Source organism: Wolbachia endosymbiont (group A) of Myopa testacea, assembly GCF_964027115.1.
Lineage (GTDB): Bacteria > Pseudomonadota > Alphaproteobacteria > Rickettsiales > Anaplasmataceae > Wolbachia.
Genome location: NZ_OZ034729.1, coordinates 43,693 through 65,992, shown reverse-complemented (window position 1 = coordinate 65,992; position 22,300 = coordinate 43,693). Strand labels below are relative to the sequence as shown.

Annotated in this window: 22 protein-coding genes, 3 tRNA genes and 2 pseudogenes; 17 read left to right on the top strand and 10 right to left on the bottom strand. The window is 34.0% G+C overall.

Annotated features, from left to right (window positions below; genetic code table 11):
* The first annotated feature begins 96 nt into the window (after positions 1-96).
* Positions 97-1,344, top strand: a complete 1,248-nt coding sequence (locus tag AAGD91_RS00340; protein ID WP_341821061.1) for an SAM-dependent methyltransferase — start codon at positions 97-99, stop codon at positions 1,342-1,344.
* A gap of 117 nt (positions 1,345-1,461) precedes the next feature.
* Here AAGD91_RS00340 and AAGD91_RS00335 read toward each other — a convergent pair.
* From AAGD91_RS00335 to AAGD91_RS00320, 4 genes are all read right to left on the bottom strand, one after another.
* Positions 1,462-1,548 (bottom strand) — tRNA-Ser (locus tag AAGD91_RS00335).
* Positions 1,549-1,579: 31 nt separating this feature from the next.
* A complete protein-coding gene (locus AAGD91_RS00330; RefSeq protein WP_341821060.1) occupies positions 1,580-2,386 on the bottom strand; it encodes a DUF2163 domain-containing protein in 807 nt (268 codons plus the stop codon).
* Positions 2,387-2,538: 152 nt separating this feature from the next.
* Positions 2,539-2,829, bottom strand: coding sequence for a GIY-YIG nuclease family protein (locus tag AAGD91_RS00325; protein ID WP_253309591.1), 291 nt, complete (start codon positions 2,827-2,829; stop codon positions 2,539-2,541).
* A gap of 133 nt (positions 2,830-2,962) precedes the next feature.
* Positions 2,963-4,954, bottom strand: a complete 1,992-nt coding sequence (locus tag AAGD91_RS00320) for a porin (RefSeq protein ID WP_341821059.1) — start codon at positions 4,952-4,954, stop codon at positions 2,963-2,965.
* Positions 4,955-5,329: 375 nt separating this feature from the next.
* On the opposite strand from AAGD91_RS00320, the gene AAGD91_RS00315 reads away from it, so the two are divergent.
* On the top strand, positions 5,330-6,634 hold the full coding sequence (locus tag AAGD91_RS00315; protein ID WP_341821058.1) for a lipase family protein: 1,305 nt from the start codon (positions 5,330-5,332) through the stop codon (positions 6,632-6,634).
* 43 nt (positions 6,635-6,677) lie between these two features.
* On the opposite strand, the gene AAGD91_RS00310 is transcribed toward AAGD91_RS00315, so the two are convergent.
* The 4 genes from AAGD91_RS00310 to AAGD91_RS00295 all read right to left on the bottom strand — a co-directional run bounded on the left by AAGD91_RS00310 (position 6,678) and on the right by AAGD91_RS00295 (position 9,066).
* Positions 6,678-7,505: a 3'-5' exonuclease gene (locus AAGD91_RS00310; protein ID WP_341821057.1), complete on the bottom strand. Its 828-nt coding sequence runs from the start codon at positions 7,503-7,505 to the stop codon at positions 6,678-6,680.
* Complete coding sequence (gene era, locus AAGD91_RS00305) at positions 7,498-8,382, bottom strand: GTPase Era (RefSeq protein WP_341821056.1); 885 nt, start codon at positions 8,380-8,382, stop codon at positions 7,498-7,500. Before era ends, AAGD91_RS00310 begins: the two co-directional genes overlap by 8 nt.
* A 49-nt stretch (positions 8,383-8,431) precedes the next feature.
* Complete coding sequence (locus AAGD91_RS00300) at positions 8,432-8,878, bottom strand: hypothetical protein (protein WP_341821055.1); 447 nt, start codon at positions 8,876-8,878, stop codon at positions 8,432-8,434.
* Positions 8,879-8,993: 115 nt separating this feature from the next.
* A tRNA-Gly gene (locus AAGD91_RS00295) sits at positions 8,994-9,066 on the bottom strand.
* A 180-nt stretch (positions 9,067-9,246) separates the two neighbouring features.
* Between AAGD91_RS00295 and AAGD91_RS00290 the strand changes: the two genes are divergently transcribed.
* From AAGD91_RS00290 to AAGD91_RS00255, 8 genes and pseudogenes are all read left to right on the top strand, one after another.
* Entirely contained in the window at positions 9,247-9,867 is a 621-nt protein-coding gene (locus AAGD91_RS00290; RefSeq protein WP_341821054.1) for a ribonuclease D, read from the top strand.
* A 125-nt stretch (positions 9,868-9,992) separates the two neighbouring features.
* Positions 9,993-10,316 (top strand): thioredoxin, encoded by a 324-nt coding sequence (gene trxA / locus AAGD91_RS00285; RefSeq protein WP_253309585.1) that lies wholly within the window; start codon positions 9,993-9,995, stop codon positions 10,314-10,316.
* A gap of 42 nt (positions 10,317-10,358) precedes the next feature.
* Positions 10,359-10,435: transfer RNA gene (locus tag AAGD91_RS00280), tRNA-Ile, on the top strand.
* A gap of 78 nt (positions 10,436-10,513) precedes the next feature.
* Positions 10,514-11,173 (top strand): annotated as a pseudogene (locus AAGD91_RS00275) (CADD family putative folate metabolism protein).
* 31 nt (positions 11,174-11,204) lie between these two features.
* Positions 11,205-11,600 carry a dihydroneopterin aldolase gene (locus AAGD91_RS00270; protein ID WP_341821053.1) on the top strand — a complete coding sequence of 132 codons (396 nt, stop codon included), beginning with the start codon at positions 11,205-11,207 and terminating at the stop codon, positions 11,598-11,600.
* A pseudogene (folP, locus tag AAGD91_RS00265) lies at positions 11,600-12,898 on the top strand (dihydropteroate synthase). The gene AAGD91_RS00270 and the pseudogene folP overlap by 1 nt, the downstream one beginning before the upstream one ends.
* Complete coding sequence (locus AAGD91_RS00260; RefSeq protein WP_341821052.1) at positions 12,895-13,407, top strand: dihydrofolate reductase; 513 nt, start codon at positions 12,895-12,897, stop codon at positions 13,405-13,407. The pseudogene folP and the gene AAGD91_RS00260 overlap by 4 nt, the downstream one beginning before the upstream one ends.
* Before the next feature lie 76 nt (positions 13,408-13,483).
* Positions 13,484-14,275, top strand: coding sequence for a putative folate metabolism gamma-glutamate ligase (locus AAGD91_RS00255; RefSeq protein WP_341821051.1), 792 nt, complete (start codon positions 13,484-13,486; stop codon positions 14,273-14,275).
* A gap of 23 nt (positions 14,276-14,298) precedes the next feature.
* Here AAGD91_RS00255 and trmB read toward each other — a convergent pair whose 3' ends face one another.
* A complete protein-coding gene (gene trmB / locus AAGD91_RS00250; RefSeq protein ID WP_341821050.1) occupies positions 14,299-14,964 on the bottom strand; it encodes a tRNA (guanosine(46)-N7)-methyltransferase TrmB in 666 nt (221 codons plus the stop codon).
* A 147-nt stretch (positions 14,965-15,111) separates the two neighbouring features.
* Between trmB and AAGD91_RS00245 the strand changes: the two genes are divergently transcribed.
* The 3 genes from AAGD91_RS00245 (at position 15,112) to AAGD91_RS00235 (ending at position 17,471) form a co-directional block, all read left to right on the top strand.
* Entirely contained in the window at positions 15,112-16,764 is a 1,653-nt protein-coding gene (locus AAGD91_RS00245; RefSeq protein WP_341821049.1) for a 30S ribosomal protein S1, read from the top strand.
* Between the two features lie 29 nt (positions 16,765-16,793).
* Positions 16,794-17,072: an HU family DNA-binding protein gene (locus AAGD91_RS00240; RefSeq protein ID WP_010963035.1), complete on the top strand. Its 279-nt coding sequence runs from the start codon at positions 16,794-16,796 to the stop codon at positions 17,070-17,072.
* A gap of 72 nt (positions 17,073-17,144) precedes the next feature.
* Complete coding sequence (locus AAGD91_RS00235; RefSeq protein WP_182183710.1) at positions 17,145-17,471, top strand: cell division protein ZapA; 327 nt, start codon at positions 17,145-17,147, stop codon at positions 17,469-17,471.
* Here the strand turns inward: AAGD91_RS00235 and AAGD91_RS00230 are convergent.
* Positions 17,446-17,724 (bottom strand): succinate dehydrogenase assembly factor 2, encoded by a 279-nt coding sequence (locus AAGD91_RS00230; protein WP_182158663.1) that lies wholly within the window; start codon positions 17,722-17,724, stop codon positions 17,446-17,448. The genes AAGD91_RS00235 and AAGD91_RS00230 overlap by 26 nt on opposite strands.
* A gap of 99 nt (positions 17,725-17,823) precedes the next feature.
* Between AAGD91_RS00230 and rseP the strand changes: the two genes are divergently transcribed.
* The 4 genes from rseP to fabZ are packed head-to-tail and all read left to right on the top strand — an operon-like array spanning position 17,824 to position 22,283.
* Positions 17,824-18,942 carry an RIP metalloprotease RseP gene (rseP, locus tag AAGD91_RS00225; RefSeq protein WP_341821048.1) on the top strand — a complete coding sequence of 373 codons (1,119 nt, stop codon included), beginning with the start codon at positions 17,824-17,826 and terminating at the stop codon, positions 18,940-18,942.
* A 7-nt stretch (positions 18,943-18,949) separates the two neighbouring features.
* Positions 18,950-21,286: an outer membrane protein assembly factor BamA gene (gene bamA, locus AAGD91_RS00220; protein WP_341821047.1), complete on the top strand. Its 2,337-nt coding sequence runs from the start codon at positions 18,950-18,952 to the stop codon at positions 21,284-21,286.
* Complete coding sequence (locus AAGD91_RS00215) at positions 21,287-21,838, top strand: OmpH family outer membrane protein (protein ID WP_341821046.1); 552 nt, start codon at positions 21,287-21,289, stop codon at positions 21,836-21,838.
* Between the two features lie 4 nt (positions 21,839-21,842).
* A complete protein-coding gene (gene fabZ / locus AAGD91_RS00210; RefSeq protein WP_253309601.1) occupies positions 21,843-22,283 on the top strand; it encodes a 3-hydroxyacyl-ACP dehydratase FabZ in 441 nt (146 codons plus the stop codon).
* Positions 22,284-22,300 lie beyond the last annotated feature (17 nt).

Here is a 22,300-nt window from a genome sequence, read left to right as displayed (position 1 = left end):
AAGCACTATTACTCACAAACTTAAGTTTATACTATATATATAAATACTCTACTATTTTATATTATGGCACGCTATAGTTAAACATTTATTAATAACATGCTCACTTATATACACGAATTAATTGACAAAAGTCAAGGATCAATATCCATCAGTGATTTCATGAATGCCGTTTTGTACCATGAAAAATACGGCTATTATACGAGTAGATTACCACTTGGTAAGGATGGTGATTTTACTACTGCACCTGAGATCAGCCAATTATTTGGTGAAGTAATTGCAGTTTGGATAATGCATACATGGGAAAAATTAGGAAAGCCATCAAAATTTTCTCTAGTTGAACTTGGGCCAGGCAAAGGAACACTCATTCACGATATAATAAGAGTCACTAAAAAATACAGCAGCTTTTTTAATTCAATGTTGATCCACTTAGTTGAAATAAGCCCTACTTTACAGAAGATACAAAAGGAAAAATTAAAAGGCTTAGGTGTTAATTGGCACAAAGATATTGACAACCTACCAGAACAACCAACCATTTTTTTAGCAAATGAGTTCTTTGACGCTCTTCCGATAGATCAGTTTGTATATCGTGATGAGGGGTGGTATGAAAATAGGGTGACAAAACAAGGCGATAACGGTCTCAAAATTGTGCAAACTGCTCAACCAGACTGGACTCCAGCATCAAGCACACAGCTATACGAACGTTGTGATACAAGGGTAATTCACACCAAGAATGATGTCATCCGAGTAGCTCGGCACTGGGATCCAGAAAACTTAATTGTAAATGAGCACACTGAGCAGTTGTATAATAAACACTGGATTCCAGCGTCATTCACTGGAATGACACCACCTACTACTCAAATTACCTGTAAATTGCAACGTTCGTACAATTATGCATCAAGCGCTGGAACGGCAAATGGAAAACTTTTTAATGATGCAGTGGTGGAAATATGTTCAACTGGGGTTGAAATATTAAAAAAACTTGAGAAGAAGATACATAATAATAAAGGAGCTGCTTTGATTATAGATTACGGTTATGTATACCCCGCATATAAGAGCACTTTGCAATCGATAAAACAACATAAGTATGCTAATTTTCTTGAGAATGTTGGTAATAGTGATATTACTGCACTTGTGAACTTTCAAGCATTAAAAGATTCATTAAAACACGTAGATTGCGAGATTTTAACTCAAAGAGAATTTTTATATCTTTTTGGCATAAAAGAAAGAACCCAGGCTTTAATGAAAAGTGCAAGTGATGAACAAAAGAATAGGATCTTTAGTGAATTCTTAAGGTTGACTGAAAATATGGGCACTCTTTTTAAAGCAATGCTATTGATAGCATAGCTAAAATAATTTATGTTGTTGGGAATGTTGTAACAAAATTAGGTATATTGGTACATACCTAAGTGGGGTAAAAGGAGGCTGACATAGCGGGTTTTATACTATTCTAGAAGTAATATGCGGAAAAGGGGGGATTCGAACCCCCGACATATTTTCATATGTGCACGCTTTCCAAGCGTGTGCTTTAGACCACTCAGCCACCTTTCCATGCATATTCATAATATTGAAAATTGTGCTGCTAAACAATATAAAAACCTGGTATATAGGGTTCACCACGAAAATTTACAGTATTGTTAAACTTGCTTCTGCAAGTTGGAAATGTTTTATCGCAACCTGCGAGTATTGAATATTTATCTCCAGCAAAAATTTGGTATGAAGGCGAAGTAAACAATGTAACTACTTTATTTTTATATTCTTTTACTATACCTTCAAACGCTGTTGAGCCAAAGAGTTTCACTACTCCGTGCTTATAATATTCATCACTCTCAGTTAAATTCGTGTCTTCAAATCTTCTTTCGTCTATTACTTTAGTGATCGTACTTATTTTACTAAATTTTTTAGTATCGGCTTTGCATTTATCATCGCAAAATTGTGCTCTGCATGCAGGAGAGTATAATTCTGCTATGCTTCTCTCAAGCTTTGCTGAGAGCCCTCTAATTTCAACAATAAATCTTCCACTACTTAATGTCACTTTACCAAAAGTTCCTGAATGTAGATTCATTGTTCCCTGGGTCAAGTCTTTATAATTCACAAGAAATATTTCAATATTTGCAAAGTCGTACTTTCCTGATAAAACATCTTCTTCTTTAATATCACCACTATTTAATATCCCTTCAATTTCTAGATTATCAGTTTTTAAATCGCTGTTTAATATTATACTACTGGCTGTAAATCCACTTGAAGATTTATAGAGTATATTATTAATATTTAAATCTTCATCATAGTCAGTGAATCCCATTACTTCTCCACCTGCGAGCTTTAATTTCCAGCACGTAGCGGTGGTAAGTAATTCTCCAGCTAAATGATTTTTTAGTGTGGTTTGCATAGGGGCCTCCTGTTTAATTGATTGAATTTGAAAGTAGCTATACGGCTAGTAGATAAGCCAGTTTGGTTCTTTTCCCGTCATCTGAGTAGCTATAGAGTGTCATTCCAGTAACCATAGGGTGTCATCCCAGTGCGTGACACTGGGATCTAATTTTACCTGACTATGTTATCATATAAATCTACCCAATTTGGATTTTCTTTTTCGATCAAATCAGTCTTCCATTTTCTTTTCCAACTTTTTAACAGTCTTTCTCTATTAAGAGCTGAATTTATATCTTGAAATTCTTCAAAATGAACTAATTTATGCACATTGTATTTTGATGTAAAGCCAGAAATAACTTTACTCTTATGTTCCCAGATTCGTTTAATCAGATTTGATGTTATACCTGTATATAAAGTTCGATTATTCTTGCTTGCAAGTATGTAAACGTAATAATTTTGCATATAACTTAGATCCCAGTGTCATGCACTGGGATGACAGGAGAGAGGACACCATATGTTTATTTGATTGACAAATAAACACTGAACATCAACAGAGAAGAATACACCACAATTAACTGTGGTGTACACTAGTTGGTTAGAAAGAAAACTTCACACCAGTAAGAAGGAGAATTCCTTGGTTAGAAGGTGCCTCTTCGTTACTACCTACTTTTGTAATCTTATGATTTGCGTTTTGTTTCTCGTTAGTCATAAAATAATGGAGAGCTGCGTAAGGAACAAATTTGCTCTTACTGCAAGCAGGAGAAAGATCATATTGAACGCCAAGTGCAACATCATGAAGCATATCTCCATCATTCATTCTGCTACCAAAGTACGTCAAACTTGTGTAGATATTCTCATATTGATAGCTAGCTCCTACAGTCCAATACATGGTGTCTATACTATCTTCACCAAATTGAGCTTTCAGCCCTTTCACCCTCTTGTCCTCATCAGTAGTACCTTTACCATCAATTTCCTTATAGGTATCACCAACTAATTTTTTAATACCCTTCGGTTGACCAGATTTGCCCAAGTATGCAAAAGAGGCAGCAAATTTTACGCCTTGATCTTCATTAATCTTATAATCAGCGCTTACACCCAAATTAACACCCATAAGGTCATTGTACTCTACATATTCATCATAAACGTGCTTATCTTTATTTAGTTTTTTCGCTTGACCATACTCACCAACTGCAGAAGTTTTAACTTTCACCTTATGTTTATCAAAGTCATATTCATATGATGCACCAGCACTTACTATGTGCTCATAGTCTGGACCGACATGTTTTATCTCTTCCTTATGTTTTATTTTATCATTATCTGTACTATCCTTGAAAGGAACTGTTTCTTTTACAGTAAACAAGCTACTATCATAACGAGGTGCATAACTGATACCAAACCTTGCGCCCATATAATTTGGTGAGTAGTAAGCAACTCTAAACGGCAGTGTAGTCATAACATCTTTGTTGTATTTCCCTGCCATGCGGAAAGAGAATTTTTCACTTTCACTCGAAAAACTTTCAGTGTAAAGACGTGGTGTTACATAAAATGGAAAGCTCGCAGCGCTTCCTTCTAAGTTCACTTTTCTGAACCAGTCACTATCTGCAGCTCCGTCAACAGTTGCAATTCTTGTTGCATCAACTCTCATCAGAGCCTCAGGACCAAATTGATAACCAAACTTTAGATCACCATGTTTTGAATTTAAAAATACATGTGCACTCCTGCTCCTTGCAGCGTAAACACCCTGTGAAGCCCCTTTGCCTTCTGTAACTGGGACGTGAAATTGCACGTCAGCACCATAGAGAAAACCTAAATCTTCATTTTTATTTTCTGCTCTGAGGTGTAATATCGCATCAGCAGTCATACCCATATCGTTGCTGTAATCACCAATATTTCCTATTCCACTAGGGAATACGGGATTTGCTCCTTGTATCCTATCCTGAGGGGCAGTATAATACTCTATAGATCTGTTTGGCATAACGTTGTAACGTTTATATTCTTCACCACTTGGCCCTGCTTTGCCATAGCTTTGAGCATCAACAACACCACCAAAAGTTATTCTTAAGCCATCTTTTCCTTGGTTGGTGTCGATAATATCAACTCCACCAACTGAAACAACAGGACTTGCCTTACCTTTTTCCTCTGTATTTTTGTTAACAATTTTTACATCCTTCTTTACATCTTTAGCTTTAATTTTAGCATTCTTAGTTTTAGAAGCCTTACCTTTTTCTATATTAGAATTCTTAGCATTTAGAGCTTTCGCTTTTGAATCCTCTATAAGCTTTGCTTTTTTCTCATTTGCTAGCCTGATCTCCTCTTTTTTCTTCTGCTCGGCTGCTAATCTTAGCTCCTCTTTTTTCTTAAGCTCTTCAGCTTTTTTTCTTGGATCAGCATTACATATTCTGTCCATCTTTTCTTTCAGTTTTTTATTTGATGTTTTCATAACTTCTGTTTTTCCAGAAGTTTTTGTGCTCTCTTGCTTTTTTATTTCCTTCATACTCTCATCAGGAAAGTCAGCTGCAAAACTGCTGAAAGAACATAAAGTTAATAAAGAAGCTAGAGCAGTTCTAGTATAAATAGATTTTTTCATGAAGTGCCCCCAAAAAATTTCGAAATCATTGTCTTAAATGTAAATATATAAAAATGTTGAAAATTCAACTTAAAGCAATCTTATAGCGAAAACAAAAGTAAAGTGCAACACCTTAAAAACAACTTTTTTAATATGCCTAACGTTTATATTAACCAAAATTTAGCACAAAGGTTAATATTTTTTGCTTGCTAGTGCATTATAACTCTACTATTTATTCTATGGAAGTAAAATTTTTTTATTCTAACAATAGTAATTGAAAGGAAAAGAAACTATAGCTATGTTAAAAAAATAAATTATGAAAAATGCTATTGACAATAATATCAATCTACATTATAGTTAAATAAATTGTTTAGCTGATAGTAGATTGAGGTAGTTATGGATTTTAGTTTTTTACGCAATTGGTTTACCACAAATACTAGTGTAGGTGATGTAAGCTCAAAGTTAGACAATGCTGAACAATCAAACTCTTCTTTAATAGGGGACAACATAGAAAAAGACGATGCATTTGAGATTATTGAAGATTACGAATTTATAAACCCTCGCGACCCAAATGAAATACATTCTTTACCTTCTTCTCACAAGATAGATGAAAGTATTGTAGAAATTGCAGGGTTTAATAAAGAGAAATTATTAGAAATGAGTAATTTCTCTAAAATAAGCTATGGTGATGACGACAATAAGTTAAGTGAAAAAAGATGCAACACCTTAGCTGAAGAAGTATACAAAACTGGATTTGAAGTTACTACGGAAGGTTATGAAATTATTCCATCCCCTGAAAAAATGTATAAAACTAGAGCTGAACTTACTAAAGAAAGTTATGAAATCATTCCATTTAGTAATAGCTTTGAAAAAGATGCTGGTCATGTTTTCATAAAAGGTAAAGAAATAACAATAGCTTACCATGGTACTCGCTTAAAACATGGTTTATTGGGCTTAAATGATCTAATCACTGATCTAAATGCATCTTTTACTACCTCAGAACTTTTATCTAAAGGTGGAAGAATTCATCGTGGTTTTTATAACTCATTTACGGATTCATGGCCTAATCTTTATGGCATTTTAAAATCTCACGCTGAGAAACAAGGATCAGAAATCAAAGATTTTAGAATTAATCTTACAGGTCACAGCATGGGAGGGGCGATTGCTAAGATAGCTGCTTTATGTCTTAATAAAACAGAAAGAGCTGAAGATATTCATGTTGCAACTTTTGGTGATCCAAGAGTTTTTGACCTTACTGCTAGTAAATTTTATAATGACGTTCTTCAAGAAAAAACCATTAGAGTAACTCAACATAGACAAGATCCAGTGCCAGCAGTATCACCTGGTCTTTTTGGTTATGCTCATGTAGGTGCACAATTAAGAATATCAGCACCGGAAGGATATTCTTTTCATAAAATAGATGGTTATCATGAAGCTGTTAAAGTAATGGATGAAAGTGATTTCAAGTCAAATAATAACGTATCTCTCTTTTACTATCCCGTTAGGGCATTAAGTCAAATTAACTCTGCAGTTTTAGGTAATGCTCAATATTACGCTGCCAATGCAGTAAATTATATTTTTGGTGGGTCAAATTTTTTCGAAGAAGTAAAAAATAAAAATTCTTCTCAGATTGAACAAGCAGAAGTTGTGCAAAGCAAGATAGCATATGAGAATTACTTGTCTACTGCAAGGAGTTTATAACTATTACTATGGAGCAATTATTAGATTGTTCCATAACATCTATTCATTTAAATTCAATATAAAAATTTCCACCACAAGTTATTTGCCATTCTTCTTTAAATTTCTTTAGGTATTCTTTTTTTTCGCACTCTAAAAGCAGCTCTTCCACGCTTTTGTTGTAGCTTTCAGTAGTGATCCTTCCCTGATGATGCATGAACCTTAAGTAAATCAAATAAGTATTAATTACATCCGTTTCGCAATAATCTCGAATCTCTTGTATTTTGCCACTATCGTATAAGCCCATAACTTGTGACCCATCAATTCCAATCTTGCCAGGAAGGTTAAATGCTGCACAAACTTCGTTCATTTTTACTCTTGCAGAGGCTCCAAAATCAGAGAGGGTTTCAAGTAAGTCACAATGCCAATCACTACTATATCTTTGATTATAGCTATTCCACTTATCGCCAGCTTTATGAAAATATTCTGCTTGAATGCCATGGACCATAGCACGATACTTCAGTACTGGTATATCAAAAGTGCGTCCGTTGAACGAAACTAATCTTGGCTTTTTCTCTGATATGTAGTTAAAAAATCCTTTCACTAGCTCCTTTTCACTGGAATTTAGTGTGCCTCCAGATCTTATTTCTTGCAGTGTGAACACCTCATAACCGCTCTGGTGGCTTATATTGCAAAGTAAAAAACTGATAACTACAATTTGGTGGAAGGGCTGACGCAAAAAAGAGTTTTGCCCGTTTGTTATTTCAAGATAATATTTTGTTAATGCATCCCTCTTCTCTTCTACACTACTATCATCACTAATATTGAGCAAATTTTTGCAGGAATTTACATCTGGTATAGTTTCAATATCAAATACCAATAAAGAATTAAGCATTGCCTATATACTCCTCAGGACGGTCGATCCAAGGTCGCACTTTTACGAACAAAAAGAGGTGAACCTTGCACTCAAATAATTTTTCTAGTTCAGCACGTGCTTCGATATTAATTTTTTTAATATTACTGCCATCTTTCCCTAGCACTATTTTTTTATGACTATCTTTCAACACGAATATGATCTGTTTTATGACTAAACTCTTATCTTTTTTTTCCTCAAATTGTTCAGTTATAACAGCTGTAGAGTATGGCAATTCTTCACGCAAGTTCAAGAATAATTTTTCTCTCGTAATTTCTGCTGATAAAAAATTTGTCGAGGAATCGGTTATTTGATCTTCTTCATAAAACCAAGGGCTCACCGGTGCAATTTCAGACAAGTAATTCATCAAATCAGAAAGTCCATCATTTTTTAATGCTGATATCGTAAACACCTTTTCAAATTTATAAAGCAAATTCAGATGCTCATGAGCCATCTTGAGTTCTGGCCTTTTTACTAAATCAGTTTTATTGATAACCAAAATGCATCTGCCTTTTGTGCGTTGCAGCCGCGTAAATATAGTCTTAATTCTTTCTATATTTTTCAAATAATTGCTTACATCAACAAGTAACAAAGTGATGTCATCACCCTTGATTGCTGACCATGCAGATTTGACTAAAGCTTTTTCAAGTTTTGTTTCTGCTGAGAAAATTCCTGGGGAGTCAGTAAAGACAATTTGTGTGGTGTTGCATGTTGCAATACCCCTTATTTGCGTCCTTGTTGTCTGCACTTTAGAGGTGACAATTGCAATCTTCTTGCCTATGATGCTGTTAATTAATGTAGACTTTCCAGCATTTGGTAAACCAGCTATCGTTACAAATAAGCATTTTTCTTCTTTCACAAAGGAAATTATAAAGAAAACTAAATGCTAACGTCAAACAACTTTTTGATTATTTTGCAGATAGATTGCGCTCTTCTCCTTTTGAAGAAAAACTCTTAACTACAGGTGATATGATATACTCATTCACTTTTCTAGCTGCAAATGCTGTAGCTGCATCTGCACAAAACGTTGCAATTGGCGCTATCACCCCTATTGTTGCACCTGCTAAGGCTGCAGATCCCATTCCAAGCGTTGCACTAGGAAAAATGGCAGTGCAAGCTGCAGCTAAACCAACTCCAACTGCAGCAGATGCAATGCAAAAATAAGCGCCAAGAAAAAAGTCTTTTTTAGAGAGTTCTTTTTCTTTTATCTTATTAAGTATTACACATGCAACAAATAAGGTTACAGGAACGACAGCAACAATTCCACCCATTACCAAGGGTGACAGAGCTGTAAAACTGAGTCCCAAACCTGTAAGTGCTGCTATTGTTGCAGTTCCACCTAAGAAAAATAACATTCCTTTAGTATCATCATTAATATAACCTCCTTAATTAATTTTCTAAAAAGCTTTTAGCTAATTTTAGTACAGCTCAGTTTATTAAGTAAGTAAATAAATTTTTTAATTAAAAAAGAGCGGGAGAAGGGATTCGAACCCTCGACCTCAACCTTGGCAAGGTTGCGCTCTACCAACTGAGCTACTCCCGCAATTAAATTAACCTAAATTTACTTAATTATAGGCATATACAGCGATTTGTAAACCCCGTGTACACGAAAAATGTGAGAGCCCATAAATTTGCGTGGTTCCTTCTATGATCTTTTCGTATACTTAAGGCTAATTTTTGATTATCATAGGTTTTCAATTGTGCCAAAAAATGTATTAATTTTATGGGAATATTTTTATATAAAGACGACTTGCCAGCTAGTTCAATACCTGATGATATAAGTTCTATAGCTGTTGATACCGAGGCAATGGGGCTACTTCATAGCAGAGATAGATTATGCCTTGTGCAGCTCTCTTTTAATGATGGCAACGTTCACTTAGTTCAACTCAAGAACGATTACACAGCGCCAAATTTGAGAAAAATATTAGAGGATAAAAATATAACTAAAATATTTCACTTCGCGCGATTTGATCTGAGCATAATACATTATTACTTGAAAACTTGGGCACTTCCGTGCTATTGCACAAAAATAGCTTCACGGTTAGTTCGCACTTACACAGATAATCATAGCTTAAAAGAACTGTGCTTAGAACTACTTGATACCAAATTAAATAAGCAACAGCAATCTTCTGATTGGGGAAATGAAAATTTGACAGACAAACAAAAAAATTATGCTGCATCTGATGTTTTGTATCTCCATAAGATAAAGGAAAAGCTAGATTTAATGTTGGAACGTGAAAATAGAAAAGAATTGGCCCAAAAGTGCTTTGAATTTCTTCCTACTCGCATTGAGTTAGACTTAATGGGTTGGGAAAACGTGGATATCTTTAATCATCAGATATAACCATTTGTGAGAAGTTTTTTGTTTGTGCAAGACACTTTAGGGCAATTTTTCAGAAGAATTTAGTTGATTAACTGTTGATTGATGCGCTATATTTTACAAGCAATCGTTCTAAGTTTAGGTATTTTATGAGTGATGACATTATATCAGTAAATGATCAAAATTTCAAATCTGAAGTCACTGACTATAAAGGGTTTGTTCTGATAGACTTTTGGGCAGAATGGTGTGGTCCATGTAAAAGTCTAATGCCGCGTATTGAACAGTTGGCTAAAGACAGAAAAGGCAAGATTAAGATCTGCAAGTTCGATATAGATGAAGGGACTGAAGTGCCAAGTAAGTATGGAGTGCAATCTATACCCACTTTAATCATATTTCAAGATGGTAAGGAAATTGCACGCAAAATTGGTGCAACAAATGATTTGCTAAGTTGGGTTGATAGTGAAATAAGCTAATAGACAAATTTGCTTTTGTGTGTATTATAAATATTGATAAAAGGGATTGTAGCTCAGTCGGTTAGAGCAGTTCGCTCATAACGAATTGGTCGTAGGTTCGAGTCCTACCAATCCCACCATTGTGTTGATCTTAGCATGATCATAACAATGAGAAAACTATAGTATATGAATTATATGTTGATATAATAGAGGAAATAATGGAATTGACTAAATCTTTGAATAATAAGTTAGATGAGTTGCACTTACTAAATCATCCATTCTACCAATCATGGAATACAGGAAGCTTAAGCTTGCAAGCTTTACAAACCTATGCTAAAGAATATTATCACTACGTTGCTGCGTTTCCTCGTTATATCAGTGGTATACATTTTTTGTGCCCAGATCTAAAAATGCGACAGGTTTTGCTTGGTAATTTAATAGAAGAAGAACAAGGTGATGAAAATCACCCAGAGTTATGGAAACGTTTTGCTGAAGGGCTTGGTGTAACACGTTCTGATCTCCATAAGGATGCACAGATTAAAGAGACACAGGAGTTAGTTGATGGTTACTTTGATATTGTACGATCAGACTTTGCTTCCGGTTTGGGTGCACTTTATGCTTATGAACGTCAAACTCCAGAGGTTTCTAAGTCTAAAATTGAAGGTTAAAAAAAACACTATTCAATAAGTGATGAGCGTTCTCTTCAATTTTTTACGGTTCATATGCATGCTGATGAATGGCATTCTGAGGAATGTGCAAATCTTATTGCAGACTTAAGCGAAGAAGAGCAAGAGAAAGCCATGCAAGGCGCTAAAAAAGGAGCAAAACTCTTGTGGGGTTTTCTTGACGGGATGATGAACGCTAGTGTGTGTCATTAATTGTAAGTAGATTAAACTCAGTGATATTAAAATGCAATTTAATCTTCTTATATCTGACCTGCGGCTTTGGGTTCATTTAGGATGTAGTGCAGAAGAGAAGTTTCATTCTCAATTAGTTAGTGTTAATATTGATTTTAACTTTAAATCCCCCCCTTTAGGACTTACAACTGACCGGCTTGAGGATACTATATGCTACTTGGAGGTAGTTCAGAGTATTCAATCTCTCGTTCAAAGCAAGCAATTCAATTTAATCGAGCACTTAACCCATGATATATACAGAGCCATTAATAATCTTTTGGTGCAAAAAAAACATATTATTTCTTCCATAAGAGTGACTGCTCACAAAGTTGCACCACCCGTTCCCGGTGTGCATGGAGGTGTTCTCTTTACTTATTGTAATACATTACAAGAACAGGAAGGTAACTAATGATCTATATTTCTATTGGCTCAAATATAGGAAATCGCTTTTCCCATTTATAAAGGGCTACTCAGTTACTAAAGGAACGCTATTTTAAAGATTTAAAGTCTTCGATCATTCTAGAAACTAAGGCCATTTTACCAAACGGTGCTCCACCTGAGTGGGATAAGCCATTTCTCAACATGATTGTCTATGGAAGTTGTTCTTCTTCTCCCGAAGAGCTATTAAAAGGTCTAAAACAAATTGAGTGTGATATTGGCCGTCCGCAGGTCTATGAAAAGTGGGCACCTCGCGTTATTGATTTGGATATTTTATTATGGGATGATCTAACGCTCGATACACCCTACCTTAGAATTCCTCACCCAGAATTGATAAACAGACCATTTTTGCTTCACTTGATGGCAATGCTGAACCCTATGGATAATACTCCAATAATCAACAAGACGTTCGGTACTGTTGCTTATGATATCCCTAACATTCAAGATTGTTTTTTAAAGAGTTTTACGCTTTCGCCAGAGCTTGTTGGTATTGTCAATATTACTCTTGATTCATTTTCAGATGGTGGTCTTTATTATGATGCAGATCAAGCAACCAAGCAAGCACTGCAACTGGTATCAGACGGTGCAAGTATAGTTGATCTTGGTGCTCAATCAACAAGACCTGGATCTTTAATGCAGATCCCAGAGGAAGAGTATGCACGTCTAAAGCCAGTACTTGATAATCTTAGCGATTATATGAAAGCTGGCGATATTAAAGTTAGCATTGATAGTTTCTGGCCAGATGTTATTTTGAATGTTTTAAAACACTACAAAATTACCTGGGTAAACGATCAGAAGGAAGCTCTAGATAATAATACCTTAAAAGCAATTGCTAGTAATGGTTGCAGCATCGTTATTATGCATTCACTTTCAATACCACCACATAGAGACAACATTATTCCAGACGACACTGACCCAATTGATATCATAAATAATTGGGCAGAGAAGAGCATTAGCAGGTTACTTACCCTAGGTTTTGATCAAAGCTCGATAATTATTGATCCTGGTATTGGTTTTGGAAAATCTCTATATCAGAATATCTGGCTTTTACGCAATATAGAAGCATTGCAAAGTTTTGGCTGCAAAGTTCTGGTTGGTCATTCTAGAAAGTCATTTATTTCTTCTTTTTCTACAGAACCTGTCTTTAACCGAGATTTAGAAACAATTGCTTTATCATCTGCATTGCACAACAAGGTTGATTTCCTTCGAGTGCATAATGTGCGTGGTCACATGCGATTTTTTGTAGCTCAAGCTGCTTTACAGGGATGATAGTTATCGGAATTATGGCTGTTGATCCCAAGGGGGTAATTGGAATAAATAATGGATTGCCCTGGCATTATCCAAGTGAGTTAGATCATTTTCGTCAGGTGATTGACAAACAAGTTATTGTTATGGGAAGAAAAACATTTGAGATAATACCCCAAAACATATTAAAGGATCGTATCCCTGTTGTTTTTTCTCGTAACGAGTTAAGTTCTTGTTTTAATAGAGGTATAAAGTGCACTATTATTTCTTCTATGCAAGAGTTTTTGTCAATCCAAGGTAGTTCTAAAGTCTTCGTGATTGGTGGAGCACAAATAGCGCACCTTTTTTTGGAGTATGATCTAATTTCAGAGTTTATCATAACAGAAATTCACAGACTTTATAAAGGTGATGTATATTTCAACTTAACACTTCTTGATGGATGGTATAAAACCGCTCTTGCTAAAACAAAAGATTATACTATATGTAGGTTAACACGTGATAAAGATGGAAGAAAAAATTGTGAAGCTCATTAAGTCTCTTAATTGTAAATTATGCCAACTGAAACAACAGGCAAGAGGGCTTTTATGAGAAACTTTTTGATGTAATAGTATGTATGTTAAAGCAATTTATACCCACCGCATTGAATGTGGAGAAGTATTAGAGCAGGTTCTTGATCGCTATGTTTCAGAGTTGCTAAGAGAGGAAGTTGTTCTTGCTATCACATCAAAAATCATTTCCGTTTGTCAAAAACAAGTAGTTTGCAAAACTGCTTGTTCTAAAGAAGAGCTAATCAAAAGAGAAGCTGATGCAATTGTTGATGTGGACCACAATCCTCATAGTATCTGTTTAACGATTAAAGATAATATCTTAATTCCATCTGCTGGCATTGATGAATCAAATGGTAATGAAATGTATATTTTATACCCAAAGGATGTTCAGAAAACAGCTCTATCAATATGGAACTATCTCAAGACAAAACACTGCATAAAACATCTTGGCATTTTGATTACAGATAGTAATGTAACACCTATACGTCGTGGGGTTACGGGCGTTGCTCTTGGTTGGTGTGGATTTGAACCACTTTATTCCTATATAGGCAAGCCAGATCTTTATAATCAATCACTGCAAGTAACACAAGTCAATCTTCTTGATGCACTGGCAACATCTGCTGTTTTAGTTATGGGAGAAGGGGCAGAGCAAACACCAATGGCAATAATTAGTGGTGCACCAAAGGTTCGCTTTCTTACTCGTCCGCCAACTACAAAAGAAGAAAAAAGTGTTAAGATATCTATGAAAAAAGATCTTTACTCTCCTCTCCTCATGGAAGCCCGTTGGTTAAAGAGAAACTTAAAAAATTTGCTATTTCTCCCTCTTTTTTTATTATTTTTAATCTATAGTTAACGTAAAAGAGATATGCAAAAACTCTATTGATCCATAGTCTGCAAATTATTAATAACACTTACTTTAAAGAACCTTACTTTACGCTGATCTTTGAGCGCTCTTTTGTGGTATTTTGTAAGAGTATAACTTGTGAAATCGTCTTCCCTATAGATTAAAGAGTTACACTGCTTTATATGTGATGCTATCCACTCTGCATAGTCCTGATGATCGGTTGCAATGAATATTTCCCCTGTTATAAGTATTTTTTTTGCTAATAAATTTAAAAATTCCGTATTAATTAATCGTCTTTTATTGTGACTTCTTTTTGGCCATGGATCTGGAAAGAGGATAAAGAATCTTTCAACACTGTTGTCAGGAAAATTTGCAATCAATTCTCTTGCATCTTCTGTCCATATTAAAATGTTTTTTATGTTTTGTATTTCTATGTTTGTTAGCAAGCGAGAAACCACCTTTAAGTAGGGCTCACATCCTATAAATAATAGATCAGGTTCATTGAGCACCTGGTAAAGCATATTTTCACCGTTGCCAAAGCCTATTTCTACCCATATTCTTTTTCGTGAATTTACAATCTTCTCTATAGATTCCTTGCTGTTTTGAATAGAATATTTTTCCAATATTTCATCAACATCCGGTTTTAACCTGGACCTTCTGGAGAACGATCTAATCCACTTGCTATTCTTAAATAGCATATTCTTGATACATATATAATTTTCTCACTATATTTTATATAGCTTAAACAATTCTCGAAATGAATTAACGAAAAATTACTTGTCAATAATTATTAATATTATATAATATATGAGTTCTAATAAAGTTTAAATTAAAGGTCACATTGCATGAATAATAATGATCCAGTTGTAAATCTACCGGTTACTATCAGAAAGCTATCATCAAACAAGTTTATAGAAGAGATATGTCAAGGCCAATTTGAGGATCAAGATAATGCCTTGTTTGAAGATTCTTTTATTAACAAAATTAAAGAAGGAGATGTGGTAGAAGGTGTAATTACAAGAATAAACCCTAACGACGTTGTGGTTGATATTGGTTTAAAGTCTGACGGGAGAATTCTGATCAAGGAACTCGGTTGTAATGATGAGATCATTATTGGCTCGAAAATTAGAGTTTATGTGGAAAGAATTGAAGATTATCATGGTAATGTTGTTCTTAGCCGTGAAAAAGCAATTAGAGACGAGAAATGGAATAAGTTGGAAGAAGATACAGTTACAAGAGCTGAAGTAAGCGGAGTTATTAAACGCTCAATTAAATGTGGTTTTATTGTTGATCTTGGTGACGGAATAAGCGCTTTTTTACCGCTGAGTCATGTGGATTTGAAGCAAGTAAAAGACGCGAAGCACCTTATTGAAACTGAACAAAAGTTCATCGTGCTTAAAATGGATAAGAAGCAAGGTAATATTGTAGTATCAAGAAAGCTGGTGTTAGAAAAATTGCACGCTGGTGAAAAAATTAAATTTTTAGAATCTTTAAATGAAGGCGATATAATAGAAGGAAAAATAAAAAGCATCACTCATTACGGTGTATTTGTCGGTATTCATGAATCAGATGTAGTGGGAGTTATAGATGGGTTGCTACATATTACAGATATCTCTTGGAGTAGAGTGAGTCATCCATCTGCAGTTTTTGCTTGTGGGCAGACTATAAAAGTTAAAATTATAAAAATAGATAAGGAAAATGCTAAAATTTCCTTGGGTGTGAAACAGCTAGAAGATAGCCCTTGGCAAGATGCAGAGTCAAAATATCCAGTTGATAGTGTGCATAAGGGTTATGTAACAAGCATAGAAGATTATGGATTGTTTGTTGAGCTTAGACCTGGAATTGAAGGTTTAGTGCACTCGTCAGAAATAACTTGGGTTAAGAGTAATTTACCAGTTAGTAGTCTCTTAACAAGGGGACAAGAAGTATATGTAAAAATTCTCAGTATTGACATTGCTAAGAGTAGGATGAGCTTAAGCATGAAAAGGTGTGTAGACAACCCTTGGCAAGTATTTATCAATAAATATCCTCCTGGTTCTATTGTTTCTGGTGAAGTGAAGAATAATACCGGCTCATATGTATCTGTTGCTTTCAATGATTCTGAAATAGATGAGAACGTAGAAGGGACAATATATGTGAAAGATTTAAGTTGGTCTAAAAATAGCTCAGATGAGATAAAGAAGTATAATGTAGGTGATAAAATAGAAGCAAAAGTAATAAGGGCTAACATGAATCGGGCAAGAATTTATCTTGGAATAAAACAAATAGAGTATGATCCTCTTGAAGAACTGATAAAGAAAGTTAAGGTAGGCAATAAAATACAGGTTATTGTAGATAAGAGAGAAGATAATGGACTAGTCGTTGAAGTTGAGAACGATGTAACCCTTCTAATAGATCAAGAGCATTTACCGGAAAATAAAAAGTTCTCTGTATCAGAAAAAATAGAAGTTGAAGTATTGGGTGTTGAAGAATATAACATAGTATTATCTGCTAAGTGATAAGGTTTACTTATTTTGGCTTCATATAAATGGCAACAAAGTCTGATATAATAGCGAGGGTAGCAAAAAGACATCCTTTTTTAGATAAGATTGTTATAGCAGCTATAGTTGATAGATTTTTTGGGATACTTTCAAGCACATTGAAGCATCATAATAGAGTTGAAATTAGGGGGTTTGGTTCTTTTTCAGTTAGAAGTTATAACTTGAAAGAAACAAGCCATTTAATGTTACAGAAGTTTACAAAGAATCAATACTTTAAAACATATTTTCGTAGCAGTAAAAAATTATCTGATTTGATAAATGAATAAAAATTTATACCATAAATAAGATGAAAGTAGGGGTTTGAGTTTATACTGTACGATAGAAATTTTTAGCACCATATGCAAGTAGTAGAAATAGTTATACGTAATAACACATACAAAATATCTTGCGAAAGTGGGAAGAAGAGCCATTTATTACGTCTTGCTAATAGTTTTGACAAGCTAGTTGGTTCTGTATCTCAAAAAACTGGAGGTAAGGGTTCGGATGCATTAAATTTCTTACTTGCAGCGCTAATTCTTGAGGATAAAATTTTAGAATTAACAAAGCGGTTGGATGAAGCAAATCAAGAGCGCGAAAAGTATAGAAACGAGAAAAGAATAGAATATATTGAGGTACTAGATAAGGTAAATAAGATTATCACTAATCTTGAGTGCATAAAGGATTAGCTTCAATAAAGCAAGCAATTAAATTGACTATCTGACTATTTAAGCCAGGAGGGAGGTTTGTCTTACGAGTTATGTAACAATATAATTCGTAATCATCAAGATCAACTATTTTTTCGTATTCGATTAGTTCGCTCAAGGAAAATTTATCAAGATATTTCAATGCGAAATGCCCTAAAAGTATATCGGTTTCTTTGCAACCCCTATGCCAGCTTCTATACATCAATTTTCTTCTGAGTAGTGAGGTATCTGTCATTACAATTAAACTTTTTTTAATTTAAAAGTTAAACTAAATACTTGTCAAGCGAGGCGCGTTTTAATATACTTAACATTTGTTTAAGATCTAAATACACAGGTGGAGTTAATTTCGAATTTCATTCATCAGTTTGGCAATGGAATATATTGTTTTTTGTCATTTGCCTTAATCATTTCTGTTATAGTGTTTGTGCATGAATATGGGCATTATGTTGTCGCCAAAGCATGCAAAGTTAAAGTTGAATCTTTTTCTATAGGTTTTGGTCCTGAAATTTTTGGTTTTAACGATAAGTCTGGAACTAGATGGAAACTAAGCGCTGTTCCATTGGGTGGTTATGTTAAAATGTTAGGGGATACTAATGCAGCGAGTGTCCCAGATGATCAAAAAGAATTAACTGAAGAAGAAAAGTTGTATTCATTTCATACAAAACCGCGGTATAAAAAAGCAGCAGTGGTTTTTGCAGGACCTTTTGCAAATATGATACTTGCTGTTATAGCTTTTACAATATTTTTTAGCACGGCAGGTTATTACCGCACTCCACCGGTGATTAGGGATGTAATTGAAGGAAGTGCAGCCAAACAAGCTGGCCTATTACCAGGTGACACTATTACACAAATCAATAAACATAAAATAAAATACTTTGAAGATATTTCATGTGTGATAATGTCGAACCCCAAGACGAGAATGGAAATTAAATATAGCAGAAATAATGAGGAGCGTAGAACTAGCCTGACTCCATTGACAATTGAGAGTAGAGATGTTTTTGGCAACATAATAGAAAGAGAAACTATAGGGATTATTTCAGTCAATACATTAAAGCAGTCATCTTTTCTTGGGGCTGTGAGCTTATCAGTAAGTGAAACTTACCACACTATGTGCTTAACGATCAAAGCTATCTTTCAAATTATCGTTGGTAAGAGAAGTGCAAGTGAAATAGGTGGACCAATAAAAATTGCAAAATATTCAGGGCAATCAGCCAAAAAAGGATTTATTATGGTTGTGTATCTCATGGCAATTATTTCAGCTAATTTAGCTGCGATTAACTTGCTACCAATTCCGCTACTGGATGGTGGGCATTTATTTCGTTATATTATAGAAGCAGTTATACGTAGAGATTTAAGTTTGAAATATCAAAAATATGAGGCTACCTTTGGTGCTTTCATTTTGTTCTTGCTGATGGCAATTGCAATTTCGAATGATGTTAGGAGTCTCTTTTAAAATAAATATGAAAAAGCTATTTTACATACTAATAGTAATTTTTATCTCCTTTCCCGCTCTACTTGTTGCTTTAGAAAATAAGGAAAAAGTACAGATAAAAGATATCAAATGCATTGGCAATGAGCGAGTAAGCAATCAAACAATAGGGTTTTATATAAAGTTAGAACCTGGTAGCTATGTAGACGACGATGATATAGATTCGATTATAAAAGGTTTATATAAAACAAAGTTGTTTGCTAGTGTTAACGCTTATATCGATGATAAAAAAAATTTAGTAGTAAAAATTCAAGAAAATCCACTAATTAACAAGATAATATTAAAGGGTAATAAATTATTTAACAGCAAAGAGCTGCTAAATAATGTAATTCAATCAAAATCGCTAACTATTTTCACTGAAACAAAATTGCAAAACGATTTAATGAATTTAATCACTACTTATAGAAATAACGGTAAGGTTGGTGTTAACGTTGCATATGAGCTGAATAAGCTTGATAGTAATAGGGTCAATCTAATTTTTAAAATAAAAGAAGGTAAAACCTCTAAAATTAAGGATATAAGATTTATAGGTAACAAAAACTTTTCTGAAAACGAGCTAGAGCAAGCTATTAAAGTGCATAGTAATGACATATTTAGTAAGTTATTTAGAGCCATGTTTAAGGGCGGAACTCGTTATTCACCACAATATTTATTGATTAACACAGAATTGCTCTATCGTTTTTATTCGTCTAAGGGATATATTCAAAATAATATTCAACCGATTGTTGAGGTTAATAATAACAATCAGATAGAATTGACTTTTTTGATTGACGAAGGACAGCAATATTTGTTTGGAAATAATGAGGTTAATATTGAAACTGAAATTCAGGATTTAAGCCTAAAAGAAGAAATATTGGACTTTATAACAGAGGAAAACGATAAGATATTTAATAGAGTTAAAATTAATAATACAGTAGAAAAAATAAACAAGTATTTAAATGAGAAAGGATATATATTTGCAAAAGTTAATCCAGAGTATGCACAACGTGACAATGTTGTAGATGTGACCTACAGAGTGCTGCCGGGTAAAAAGATTTATATAAATCAAATTACAATTGATGGTAACGATCGCACTTTAGATAAAGTGATCAGAAGTAAGCTAAGTATAGCAGAAGGTGATGCATACAATATATCTGAGATTCAAAAATCACGTAAAAAACTAATGAGTAGTGATTTTTTTGAAACAGTGAAAGTAAATAGTTACGCAGTTAATGACAATGCAGTAAATCTTGACTTAAATGTTAAAGAAAAAAGAACTGCCTCATTATCTTTAGCAGGAGGTATGTCCTTTCCTGGCGGAGCATTTGTAAAAACTGATTTCACAGATCGTAATTTATTTGGTAGTGGTAAAGAGCTCTCTTTTGCTCTTGAAAAAAATAAATATTCACTTTCTACTAATGTAGAGGTTGTTGAAAATAATTTTAACGATTCTGATACATCACTAGGTGTGGGCGTATTTTATGAAAAACAAGATAAACCACACACTAGCTTCGACAGTTGTGACATGGGATTTTCAACAAAATTATCATACAAAGTTATAGAAAACTTAACTAATTCCATTCGCTACTCTTACAAGTATAACCGTATATACATGGATAATAAGGGTGGAAAAGACAATGACATCTCTGATATAATAAAGGGGCAAGGAGGTGAACATCAGATTTCATCAGTAGGATACACATTGGCATATAATAAACTGGATAATCTTTATGCTCCAAAAGAAGGATATTTATTGCGTATAAGTCAGGATATTTCAGGATTGGGAGGAAATGTAAACTTCCTAAAATCTGAGTTCTTGTCTTTTTACACGCATCCTATATTAAGTAAAATTGACGATAGCATAATACTACGCTTTAAGATGGCAGCAGGTCATATTTTTTCTTATACCGATGAAGATCTAAACATTGGCCAGCACTTTTTTAAAGGGGGTAATGAGATTAGAGGATTTGACCTTTCCGGCATTGGACCAAGAGCAGAAGACAAAAATAAAAGCTCATTGGGAGGCAAAACTTATTTTAATTTAACACAGCAAGTAGATTTCCCACTACCAAAACTATATGACTATGCTGGTATCAAAGGCTCATTATTTGTTGACTATGCAACACTTTTTGGCTTAGATGATAAAAATGAGAAATATAAAGATCCATATAATGATAGTAAGCTTATAAGAGTGTCACCAGGTTTTGGCTTTTCAATGCCTTCTCCTTTTGGTAGACTTAGGTTAGATTTTGGGTTTCCTTTAGTAAAGGAATCTTATGATATAATACCATCACCAAATGTTAAATTTTCTATTGAAGCGGGGATTTGAATGAAATATATACAGTTATTTATATCAGTTATTGCCTTAATTATTTCCTTATTTGTGGGGTATAAGTTTGCAGGATATCAACCTCAGAACACAAAGGCTGCCATTATTGATAGTGATAAAGTTATCAATGAATCTCTTGCTCTGCGAAACATACAACAACAAATAAAGGAGCAGAATTCTAGATTACAACAAGAATTTGAAAGTGAGTTAGAAAAACTTAAGCCATCAAAAGAAGAATTTGAACTTTTGTCAGAAGAAGCAAAAAAGGAAAAGACAGAACAGTTTAATAAGCGTACTGTAAATGCTAGAGATGCTTACGCTAAAAAAATGTTGTATTTAGAAGAAAGTTATAGAGATGCAGTAGAGAGTGTTTTTAACAAGATAAAAGAAGTTGCTAAAAAAACGGCAGAAAAAAACAACATAGATTTAGTACTATTTATTTCAAAAAAGAACCAAGTTTTATACTCTATGGATGAAGTTGATTTATCGGATATGGTATTAAACAATATAAACAAGGAAATACCTGAATTTGCTTTAAAAGGCATTGAGTAGGCTTATGCAATTTAATATCAGTGATATTATAAAAATACTACCACATTCTTATCCGTTTCTCTTAGTAGATAGGGTTATAGAGTGTGATCCTGGTAAAAGTATAAAAGCAATCAAAAATGTGACTTTTAATGAGCCATTTTTTATTGGTCATTTCCCTGGTCATCCAATAATGCCAGGAGTCTTGATAATTGAATCTCTAGCTCAAGCATCTGCTATATGTGTTCTTGGTAAAGAAAGTCAAGGTACAATAGAAAACAAAGCTATTTACTTTATGTCTATTGAAAATGCAAAATTCAGAAAGCCAGTCACTCCAGGGGACACACTGATTCTGCAAGCTAATGTTAAAAACGCACGTTTAAGTGCATGTAAATTTGAGTGTATTGCGTGTGTTGGTGAAGAAAAGGTTGCAGAAGCAACGATTTTAGCTATGCTACAAAATACGTAATATACAAAAGACAGTGT